The organism is Streptomyces sp. NPDC058964 (assembly GCF_042741275.1).
Lineage (GTDB): Bacteria > Actinomycetota > Actinomycetes > Streptomycetales > Streptomycetaceae > Streptomyces.
This window is the reverse complement of the sequence record NZ_JBHYKH010000383.1, coordinates 1-8,783: the sequence shown is the minus strand read 5'-3', so window position 1 is coordinate 8,783 and position 8,783 is coordinate 1. Positions and strand designations below refer to the sequence as shown.

Here is an 8,783-nt window from a genome sequence, read left to right as displayed (position 1 = left end):
GCGTGGAGAGATAGGAGTGCACGTACCGCGCGATGAGGCCGGTGCCGAGATAGCCGACGCGGCCCGGCGCGGGGCGGGGGGTGGCGGGAGCGGCGGGCGCGCCCCCGGCGGGGGCGGGGGGCGGGCGCGGGGGGCGCGGGGGGGCCCCGCGCCCCGCCCCGCCCCCGCCCCCGCGCCCGAGGTCCCTGAGGGTGGCCTCGACGACCTGCCGGTCCACGGCCCGGTGGGTCCGGTACCCGCTGGCCGTCCTGACCTGACCGCGGAGTACGGCGGTGAGGGAGGGCTCGTCGAGCTGCAGGACGAGGCGGGCGCCGGGGACACGGCGCCGTACCTCGGCCAGGTGCAGGCGCAGCCCCTCGGCGAGCGAGGCGGCGAGATCGCGGCTTGCGCCCGGGTCGGAGAGGGCGGCCTCGCCGTTCTTCAGTTCGAGGGCGGTGGCCAGGGTCCAGGGCCCGACGGCCTGCACCTTCACCTGCCCCTCGTACCCCTGGGTGAACTCCTCGAGCGCGTCGAGGTCCTCGCCCAGCCAGGACCGGGCCCGCTTGGTGTCACGCCCGGGCCGGTCCCCGATCCGCCAGCCGCTCGGCTCCACGCGCGCGTACAGCTCGACGAGCAGGCCGGCGGTGCGGCCGATCATGTCCGCGCCGGGCCCGCGGGCCGGCAGCTCGGGCAGGAACGGGAAGTCCTCGAAGGACCCGGTGACTGTCTTGGCGGCCTCCCGGGCGTCCCCGCCGGGCATGGACCCGATACCGGTGGCCGCACCGAACCTGAACTGGCTGTCATCGCTCACCCCCGAAGCCTACGGAACCCACGGGGGGCGGGTTCAACGCCGGTACGCCCCGTGCCGTTCCAGGAAGGCGAGCAGCTGTCCCGGGTCGGCGACTTCGAGGTTGTTGCGGAAGCGGCCGCGTTCCCAGGCGATGTCGGTCCGCCCGTGGTGGCTGCCACTGCCGATGAACTCGCCGTGGGCGTCGAGCAGGGCGACGGTCAGGCTGCCGTGGCAGCGGCAGATGTCACCGCTGAAGTCTCCGGTCGTGGTCAGGGCGCGCAGCTCCGCGAGCGTGCCGTCGTCGTAGATCTCGGCCAGGACCGGGCGCCGGGCGAGCGGCCCGGCGTCGTCCCCGCCGCGCAGGATCACCGCGGCCGCGGCGCGGTCCCAGACGTCGTCCAGCCAGACGCGGATCTCGTCACCGGCGCGCGCGCCGCTTCCTTCGGAAGTCACCGGGTCACTGCCCCGGCCGCACCGTCAGGTCGTTGACCTCCGCGTCCCTGGGCAGGTCGATGGCCATCAGGATCGTCGTCGCCACCGACTCGGGGTCGATCCACCGGTCCGGGTGGTAGTCCTTGCCCTCCTGCTGGTGGACTTTGGCCTGCATGGGGCTTGCGGTGCGGCCCGGGTAGACGGAGGTGACGCGGACGCCGTGGGCGTGCTCCTCCGCGCGGAGGGAGTCGGCCAGGGCCTTGAGGCCGTGCTTGGAGGCGGCGTAGGCGGACCAGCCGGCGTGGGCGCTGAGTCCCGCGCCGGAGTTCACGAAGACCACGTGACCGCGGGCGGCGCGCAGCTGCGGGAGGAGGTGGCGGGTCAGCTCGGCGGGTGCGACCAGGTTGACGTTGAGCTGGTGGCGCCAGGACTTCGGGGTCAGCTCCCCGACCTGGCCCAGGTCGACGACTCCGGCGATGTGCAGCAGCGAGTCCACCCGGTCCGGCAGTGTCTGGTGGGAGAAGGCCCAGGAGAGCTTGTCCGGGTCCGCGAGGTCGCCGACCAGGGTGCGGGCGCCGGGGAACTCCGCCGCCAGTTCCTTCGCGCGGCCCGCGTCGCGCGCGTGCAGCACGAGTTCGTCCCCGCGCGCGTGCAGACGGCGGGCCACGGCCGCGCCGATGCCGGAACCCGCCCCGGTGATCACATGAGTAGCCATGGGGGTCATGCTCGCATCACCGGACGCCCGCGCTCTCCTCCAGGTGGGCCAGCGCGCCGACCGGCTCGTCCGTGAAGACGACGAGGTCGGAGAGCGGGCGGGGCAGGAAGCCCTCGTCCTCCGTCCTGCGGAACTGCTGTTTCGGACCGTCGTGGAAGCCCTCGGTGTCGAGCAGGACGACGGGCTTGTCGGTGTGCCCGTGCTTCTTCGGCTCCAGGGTCTCGGTGGCCTCGTCGAGCGTTCCGGTGCGGCCCACCATGACGACCACCGCGTGGGCCTTCTCCAGCAGCGGCCGCTTGCGCTCGGCGGGGTCCTTCGCGATCACCATCTCGTCGGCGCCGGGCCGCGCCTTTTCGCGAACTCGCTCGCGGGGCGCGGGTAGCGGTCGTCGGGGCCGGCGGCGGAGAGGAGGACGCAGATTCGCATGCGGCCGGCCCAGGGGGAAGAAGCCGGGGTCCGGGAGCGCTCTCCCTGGTATGACGAATGGACACACGATCACGATCGAGCAGGGTGAGCAGCACGTGCGCGTGGTGCACGGGGGTCAGGTACTGGCGGAGAGCCGCCGCCCCCTGGTGCTGCGCGAGACCGGCTGTCCCGTGCGCTACTACATCCCGGCCGAGGACGTGCGCCTCGACCTCCTCACCCCCTCCGGGACCCGCACCCACTGCCCCTTCAAGGGGACGGCGTCCTACTGGTCCCTGCCGGACGCCCCGGACCTGGTGTGGGCGTATCCCGAGCCGAAGGACGGAGTCGCCGCGATCAAGGACCACCTCTGCTTCTACGAAGTGGAAGTTCAGCAGCAGAAGTCCGGGAGCAGCGGTGTCGTGACCGATTAGCCGCGTCCCCGGTGGCAGTCTCCAGAGGCATGGACAAGCAGATCATTTCGCGTGACGGCACCCGCATCGCCTACGAGCTCGGCGGGCAGGGCCCGGCGGTCGTCCTCGTGAGCGGCGCGATGTCCACGGGCGCCACGGTGGCCCCGCTGGCCGCACGGCTCGCCGAGCACTGCACGGTCGTGCCGTACGACCGCCGGGGGCGCGGCGCCAGCGGGGACACGGCGCCGTACTCCGTCGCCCGCGAGGTCGAGGACCTGGCGGCGCTGATCGAGGCGGTGGGCGGGGAGGCGGCGCTCTACGGCATGTCTTCGGGCGGCGCGCTGGCGCTGGAGGCGGCGGCGAGCGGGCTGCCGGTACGTCAGGTGGCGGTGTACGAGCCGCCGTTCGCGGTCTACGAGGGCGGTGCCGAGGAGCGTGCCGAGTACACCCGGAACCTGACGGAGGCTCTCGGGCAGGGGCGCCGCGGAGACGCGGTGGAGCACTTCCTGCGGCTCACGGGCCTGGCGGAGGAGATGATCCGGGGCGCCCGCCAGTCCCCCATGTGGGCCGACATGGAGGCGATCGCGCCGAGTCTGGCCCACGACGACGCGGTGATGGGCGACGGTCTGGTGCCCCGGGAACGGCTGGCCGCGATCACCGTGCCCGTACTGGCCGTCGCGGGCGGGGCGAGCCCGGCCTGGATGCGGGAGGCGGCCCGGGCGGTCGCGGAGGCGTCGCCCCGAGGGACGTACCGAACCCTGGAGGGGCAGACGCACAGGGTGGATCCGGACGTCCTCGCGCCGGTGCTGGCGGAGTTCCTCGCCCCGTAGCCCCGGCGCGGCCGCCGGCCCCGCTAGACCGCCGCAGTCGTCGCGCGCGTGGTCGACGCGATGGTCGCCGAGCCCACCACCCGCGTGCCGTCGTACAGGACGATCGCCTGGCCGGGGGCGACGCCGCGGACCGGCTCGGTGAAGGCGACCCGCAGTCCGCCGTCCACGGGCTCCGCCGTCACCTCGGTCTCGCCGCCGTGGGCGCGGAGCTGGGCGGTGTAGGTGCCGGGGCCGGCCGGGGCCGTGCCGCACCAGCGGGGCTTGATCGCGGTCAGGGCGGTGACGTCCAGGGCGGCGGCCGGGCCGACCGTCACCGTGTTGGTCACCGGGGAGATGTCGAGGACGTAGCGCGGCTTGCCGTCGGCGGCCGGGGTGCCGATGCGCAGGCCCTTGCGCTGGCCGATGGTGAAGCCGTACGCGCCCTCGTGCGTGCCCACCTTGGCGCCGGACTCGTCGACGATGTCGCCCTCGGCCCTGCCGAGCCGGGAGGCGAGGAAGCCCTGGGTGTCGCCGTCGGCGATGAAGCAGATGTCGTGCGAGTCGGGCTTCTTGGCGACCGCGAGGCCGCGGCGCTCGGCCTCCGCGCGGATCTCGTCCTTGGTCGTCACCGTGTCGCCCAGCGGGAACAGGGCGTGCGCGAGCTGCTTCTCGTCCAGGACGCCGAGGACGTAGGACTGGTCCTTCGCCATGTCGGAGGCCCGGTGCAGTTCGCGGGTGCCGTCCTCGTTCACGATCACCTTGGCGTAGTGACCGGTGCAGACGGCGTCGAAGCCGAGCGCCAGCGCCTTGTCCAGCAGCGCGGCGAACTTGATCTTCTCGTTGCAGCGCAGGCACGGGTTCGGGGTGCGGCCGGCCTCGTACTCGGCGACGAAGTCCTCGACGACGTCCTCGCGGAAGCGGTCGGCGAGGTCCCAGACGTAGAACGGGATGCCGATGACGTCGGCGGCGCGGCGGGCGTCGCGCGAGTCCTCGATCGTGCAGCAGCCCCGCGCGCCGGTGCGGAACGACTGCGGGTTCGCGGAGAGCGCGAGGTGGACGCCGGTCACGTCGTGGCCCGCCTCGGCCGCGCGGGCGGCGGCGACGGCGGAGTCCACGCCGCCGGACATGGCGGCGAGGACGCGGAGGGGGCGGGTGCGCTGCGGGGTGTCAGTCATAACCCCTCCAGGGTACGGGGGCGCGGGAACCGGGACCCGCGGGTATCCGTTGACGATCACATGGGTGGGACACGGGCGGGTACCGGGAGCGGCGACTCCGATCGGCGGCTGGGGCGGCGGGCCCTGCTCGTCGGCGGTCTCGCGGCCGCCGCGGGGACCGCGGTGCTGGCCCGGGACGAGCTCTCCCGTCTGTGGTGGCGGCTGCCGGGGGTGGAGAAGCCGCGGGTGGCGGGTGCGGTGGACTTCCGGGGCGCGCGATGGGTGGCCGCGTCCCCGGCGAACTACCGGCGGGCGGACCGGCCGGACGACTATCCGATCGACCGGATAGTCGTGCATGTCACCCAGGGCGGCTACGCAAGCGCGGTGAAGGCCTTCCAGGACCCGTCGCACGGGGCGGCGGCGCACTACATCGTGCGCGGGGACGGGCGCGTCACCCAGCTGATCCGTGAGCTGGACGTGGCGTTCCACGCGGGCAACCGGTCGTACAACGAGCGGAGCGTCGGCATCGAGCACGAGGGGTTCGTGGAGCGGTCCTCGTCCTTCACGGACGCGATGTACGCGTCCTCGGCGCGGCTGACGGCCACGATCTGCGGGCGGTACGGCATACCGGTCGACCGGGAGCACATCATCGGGCACGTGGAGGTCCCGGGGACGGACCACACGGATCCCGGGCGGTACTGGGACTGGGACCGGTACATGGGGCTGGTGCGACAGGCCGCGGGGCATGACGCGGATCGTGCATGATCACGGTCGTGGGGGCTCCGCGCATCGGCCGGGTATCCCGGGTCACCGCCGGCACGACCGGGGGCGGTGAGCGCTCCCAGGTCCTGCCGGCGTCGCGGGGCAGGCGGCAACGGGACGACAGGGCCTAGGTCAGGCCGGCCGCGCGGGCCCGTTCCACCGCCGGGCCGATGGCCTTCGCGACCGCGTCCACGTCCGCCTCCGTGGAGGTGTGGCCGAGGGAGAAGCGGAGGGTGCCGCGGGCCAGGTCCGGGTCGGTGCCGGTGGCGAGGAGGACGTGGCTGGGCTGGGCGACGCCGGCGGTGCAGGCGGAGCCGGTCGAGCACTCGATGCCCTGGGCGTCCAGCAGGAGCAGCAGGGAGTCGCCCTCGCAGCCCGGGAAGGTGAAGTGGGCGTTGGCCGGCAGGCGGTCCACCGGGTCGCCGCCGAGGATCGCGTCCGGAACCGCCGTACGGACGGCCTTGATCAGGTCGTCCCGCAGGGCGCCGATCTCCCGGCCGAACCACTCGCGCTGCTCGGCGGCCAGCCGGGCGGCGACCGCGAAGGAGGCGATCGCCGGGACGTCGAGGGTGCCGGAGCGCACATGGCGCTCCTGGCCGCCGCCGTGCAGGACGGGCACGGGGGTGTACTCGCGGCCGAGGAGGAGCGCGCCGATGCCGTACGGGCCGCCGATCTTGTGGCCGGAGACCGTCATCGCGGCGAGCCCGGAGTCCTCGAAGTCGACGGGGACCTGGCCGAAGGCCTGGACGGCGTCCGCGTGCAGCGGCACATCGAACTCGGCGGCCGCCCGGGCGAGTTCGCGGACCGGCAGCACCGTACCGATCTCGTTGTTGGCCCACATGACGGTCGCCAGGGCCACGTCGTCGGGGTTGCGGGCGATCGCCTCGCGCAGTGCCTCCGGAGCGACCCGCCCGTACTTGTCGACGGGGAGGTACTCGACGGTGGCGCCCTCGTGTTCGCCGAGCCAGTGGACGGCGTCGAGGACGGCGTGGTGTTCGACGGGGCTGGCGAGGACCCGGGTCCTGGCCGGGTCGGCGTCGCGCCGGGACCAGTAGAGACCCTTGACCGCGAGGTTGTCGGCCTCGGTGCCGCCGGAGGTGAAGACGACCTCGCTGGGGCGGGCGCCGAGCGCTTCGGCGAGCGTCTCGCGGGACTCCTCGACCGTGCGGCGGGCCGTACGGCCGGACGCGTGGAGGGAGGAGGCGTTGCCGGTGACGCTCAGCGCGGCGGTCAGTGCCTCTGCCGCCTCCGGGAGCATCGGGGTCGTCGCGGCGTGGTCGAGGTAAGCCATGGTGAGCCCGATTCTACGGGGCCCTTGACGGCGGCCCGGTGCCAAGGCCGGGCACAGCGGGCGGCGGTGCCCCGTCGTCCTCGGGGCGTCTGCCGTCGTTCAAGGTGTTTTTCCCGGGCTCACAGGCTCCACGAAACGGTGTTGGACATCTGCATGGCGATGACCAGGACCGTCAGGTCGGCCACGCCCAGCGCCAGGCCGAGGTACGCCCGGCCGCGACGGGACGTGCCTCGCCACAGGGCGACGCCCGCCAGGACCATGGCGATCGGCCCGAGGAACAGGTTGAGGACGAGGAGGCCGAGGAGGCCGAGGATGAAGGACGCCACGGCCATGCCGTCGGCGTCGCGGGTGCTCTGCCGGGTGTCGGTCCGGTCGGTGCGGTGGGCGGCCGGTGCGGTGAGTTGCATGGTGCTCAGCTCCTGAAGGTCGGTTCGGGCGGTCAGTTGGCCGAGGTGCGACGACGGCGGCCGTGGCGTTCGCGGATCGCGAAGATGCCGAGCCAGACGGCGATGACGGCGGCCACGGCAGCGGTGACGGTGAGCGGCGCGTGGGCGACGGTGCCCAGCACCACACCGAGCAGCATGAGTGCGGCGACGAGGAACAGCATGGGATTCGATCCCCCCTCCGTGAAGTTTCGGTGAACGGTTGTGGTTACAGTTGTTCACTGACTTTGAGTCTAGCGCCTCCGACGGCTTTTCAATTCCGGAGAACAGTTGTTAACTGGATGACATGAGTCACACCCTCGGCATCCGGCAGGCCCAGAAGCAGAAGACCCGGCAGGCGCTCCTGGACGCGGCGTTGGGGCTGCTGGAGGGACAGAGCCTGAGCAGTCTGGGCCTGCGCGAGGTCACCCGCGCCGTCGGCGTCGCCCCGACCGCCTTCTACCGGCACTTCCGCTCCACGGCGGATCTCGGCGTGGCCCTGGTCGACGAGGCGCTGGGCAGTCTGCACCCGATGGTGCGGACGACCGTGTCCACGGCCGGGGACAGCGACGAGCGCATCACCCGCGCCATCGGGCTGATCGCCCGGCACGTGGAGACGCACCCCGCGCACGTCCGCTTCATCGCCCGCGAGCGGCACGGCGGCGTCCAGCCGGTACGGGAGGCCATCCGGGCCCAACTGACCAGGTTCGCCGAGGAAGTGCGGACCGAGCTGGCCAAGGACCCGGAGGCCGTCGGCTGGAGCGAAGACGACCTGCTGATGCTCGCGCACCTCTACGTCGACCAGATGCTCATCACGGCCTCCCTGTTCCTGGAGGCGCTGGAGACCTCGGCCTCCGGGGAGGAGCGGGAGCACGTCGCCCAGGTCGCGGCCCGCCAGATGAGGCTGATCAGCCTCGGCCGCCGCCACTGGCTGGACTGACCCCGGCGCGGCACACGGGGGGTGGCGCGCCCGTTTCACCCGACGCGCCGCCCCTGTCGTACGGAACCGCGGGTCAGCCCTGCCGAGCCTGCCCTCCCTGGCCCGGCTGCCCGCCGACCGGACCTCCGCAGCCGCCGCCCCGGCCGCCCCCGGGGCCACCGCTAGGCATGCCCGAGGGGACACCGGTCGGGGTGCCGGTGGGAGCACCGGCCGGCCTGCCCGAGGGCGCGCCGGTCGGGGCGCCGCCAGGACGCCCGGAGGCGCCGGTCGGCACGCCGGACGGCGCCTGACAACCCTGCTGCCCCGAGGTGCCGCTGTTCGAGGACGACGAGTCGCCCGAGCCGCACGCGGTCAGCAGCAGCGGGGACAGCGCCAGCAGGGCGACGGCGGGGGCGAGACGTGCACGCTTCATGAGAGACAGCTCCACGGATGCTGAGGGGGTCCTGAGGCGGGCACTCAATCAACGGCTCTTAGGGCGTTCTTGGGTCCGTCCTGTCGCCTGCCTGTCAATCGGGTAAAGCAGAGCCCAAGAGGACGAGCCGGCCCGGGAGTTCAGCCCGGTCCCTCGGCCACGGGCCGGTACAGGTCCGTGACACTGCGGCCCGCGGCCGCCGCCTGCACGGGCCCCTCGGGCGGGGCTAGGTCACACACACTCTCGGGGTCACACACAGAGT

At 73.4% G+C, this 8,783-nt stretch carries 11 protein-coding genes and 2 pseudogenes; 4 read left to right on the top strand and 9 right to left on the bottom strand.

Features of this window, described 5'->3' with window-relative positions; translation table 11 throughout:
• From ACFW2E_RS33965 to ACFW2E_RS33950, 4 genes and pseudogenes are all read right to left on the bottom strand, one after another.
• Positions 1–790, bottom strand: a pseudogene (locus ACFW2E_RS33965) (hypothetical protein); the annotation flags it as partial.
• 33 nt (positions 791–823) lie between these two features.
• Positions 824–1,222: a hypothetical protein gene (locus ACFW2E_RS33960; protein WP_384471896.1), complete on the bottom strand. Its 399-nt coding sequence runs from the start codon at positions 1,220–1,222 to the stop codon at positions 824–826.
• 4 nt (positions 1,223–1,226) lie between these two features.
• A complete protein-coding gene (locus ACFW2E_RS33955; protein ID WP_384471893.1) occupies positions 1,227–1,925 on the bottom strand; it encodes an SDR family oxidoreductase in 699 nt (232 codons plus the stop codon).
• A 7-nt stretch (positions 1,926–1,932) separates the two neighbouring features.
• Positions 1,933–2,342: pseudogene (locus ACFW2E_RS33950) on the bottom strand (LOG family protein).
• 50 nt (positions 2,343–2,392) lie between these two features.
• On the opposite strand from ACFW2E_RS33950, the gene ACFW2E_RS33945 reads away from it, so the two are divergent.
• On the top strand, positions 2,393–2,752 hold the full coding sequence (locus ACFW2E_RS33945) for a DUF427 domain-containing protein (protein ID WP_384471890.1): 360 nt from the start codon (positions 2,393–2,395) through the stop codon (positions 2,750–2,752).
• 29 nt (positions 2,753–2,781) lie between these two features.
• Complete coding sequence (locus tag ACFW2E_RS33940) at positions 2,782–3,561, top strand: alpha/beta fold hydrolase (protein ID WP_384471887.1); 780 nt, start codon at positions 2,782–2,784, stop codon at positions 3,559–3,561.
• A gap of 23 nt (positions 3,562–3,584) precedes the next feature.
• Here the strand turns inward: ACFW2E_RS33940 and mnmA are convergent, their stop codons facing one another.
• The gene (mnmA, locus tag ACFW2E_RS33935; RefSeq protein WP_384471884.1) at positions 3,585–4,715 is read right to left on the bottom strand and encodes a tRNA 2-thiouridine(34) synthase MnmA; all 1,131 of its coding nucleotides are present in this window, start codon (positions 4,713–4,715) and stop codon (positions 3,585–3,587) included.
• Positions 4,716–4,775: 60 nt separating this feature from the next.
• Here mnmA and ACFW2E_RS33930 point away from each other — a divergent pair, with 60 nt between their 5' ends.
• Positions 4,776–5,459 carry an N-acetylmuramoyl-L-alanine amidase gene (locus tag ACFW2E_RS33930; protein WP_384471881.1) on the top strand — a complete coding sequence of 228 codons (684 nt, stop codon included), beginning with the start codon at positions 4,776–4,778 and terminating at the stop codon, positions 5,457–5,459.
• A 124-nt stretch (positions 5,460–5,583) separates the two neighbouring features.
• On the opposite strand, the gene ACFW2E_RS33925 is transcribed toward ACFW2E_RS33930, so the two are convergent.
• From ACFW2E_RS33925 to ACFW2E_RS33915, 3 genes are all read right to left on the bottom strand, one after another.
• Positions 5,584–6,747, bottom strand: coding sequence for a cysteine desulfurase family protein (locus ACFW2E_RS33925; RefSeq protein ID WP_384471878.1), 1,164 nt, complete (start codon positions 6,745–6,747; stop codon positions 5,584–5,586).
• A 119-nt stretch (positions 6,748–6,866) separates the two neighbouring features.
• A complete protein-coding gene (locus ACFW2E_RS33920; RefSeq protein ID WP_384471875.1) occupies positions 6,867–7,154 on the bottom strand; it encodes a DUF4190 domain-containing protein in 288 nt (95 codons plus the stop codon).
• Between the two features lie 32 nt (positions 7,155–7,186).
• Positions 7,187–7,354 (bottom strand): hypothetical protein, encoded by a 168-nt coding sequence (locus ACFW2E_RS33915; RefSeq protein ID WP_189957663.1) that lies wholly within the window; start codon positions 7,352–7,354, stop codon positions 7,187–7,189.
• A gap of 122 nt (positions 7,355–7,476) precedes the next feature.
• Here ACFW2E_RS33915 and ACFW2E_RS33910 point away from each other — a divergent pair, with 122 nt between their 5' ends.
• On the top strand, positions 7,477–8,109 hold the full coding sequence (locus tag ACFW2E_RS33910) for a TetR family transcriptional regulator (RefSeq protein WP_384471872.1): 633 nt from the start codon (positions 7,477–7,479) through the stop codon (positions 8,107–8,109).
• A gap of 73 nt (positions 8,110–8,182) precedes the next feature.
• Here the strand turns inward: ACFW2E_RS33910 and ACFW2E_RS33905 are convergent, their stop codons facing one another.
• A complete protein-coding gene (locus ACFW2E_RS33905; RefSeq protein WP_384471869.1) occupies positions 8,183–8,521 on the bottom strand; it encodes a hypothetical protein in 339 nt (112 codons plus the stop codon).
• Positions 8,522–8,783: the final 262 nt, after the last annotated feature.

What these genes read in the sequence shown, in the direction of transcription:
- ACFW2E_RS33910 (WP_384471872.1), top strand. Translation starts at nt 7,477, where the DNA reads ATGAGTCACACCCTCGGCATCCGGCAGGCCCAGAAGCAGAAGACCCGG.
- ACFW2E_RS33945 (WP_384471890.1), top strand. Translation starts at nt 2,393, where the DNA reads ATGACGAATGGACACACGATCACGATCGAGCAGGGTGAGCAGCACGTG.
- ACFW2E_RS33955 (WP_384471893.1), bottom strand. Translation starts at nt 1,925, where the DNA reads ATGACCCCCATGGCTACTCATGTGATCACCGGGGCGGGTTCCGGCATC.
- ACFW2E_RS33940 (WP_384471887.1), top strand. Translation starts at nt 2,782, where the DNA reads ATGGACAAGCAGATCATTTCGCGTGACGGCACCCGCATCGCCTACGAG.
- ACFW2E_RS33920 (WP_384471875.1), bottom strand. Translation starts at nt 7,154, where the DNA reads ATGCAACTCACCGCACCGGCCGCCCACCGCACCGACCGGACCGACACC.
- ACFW2E_RS33930 (WP_384471881.1), top strand. Translation starts at nt 4,776, where the DNA reads ATGGGTGGGACACGGGCGGGTACCGGGAGCGGCGACTCCGATCGGCGG.
- ACFW2E_RS33925 (WP_384471878.1), bottom strand. Translation starts at nt 6,747, where the DNA reads ATGGCTTACCTCGACCACGCCGCGACGACCCCGATGCTCCCGGAGGCG.
- ACFW2E_RS33915 (WP_189957663.1), bottom strand. Translation starts at nt 7,354, where the DNA reads ATGCTGTTCCTCGTCGCCGCACTCATGCTGCTCGGTGTGGTGCTGGGC.
- ACFW2E_RS33905 (WP_384471869.1), bottom strand. Translation starts at nt 8,521, where the DNA reads ATGAAGCGTGCACGTCTCGCCCCCGCCGTCGCCCTGCTGGCGCTGTCC.
- mnmA (WP_384471884.1), bottom strand. Translation starts at nt 4,715, where the DNA reads ATGACTGACACCCCGCAGCGCACCCGCCCCCTCCGCGTCCTCGCCGCC.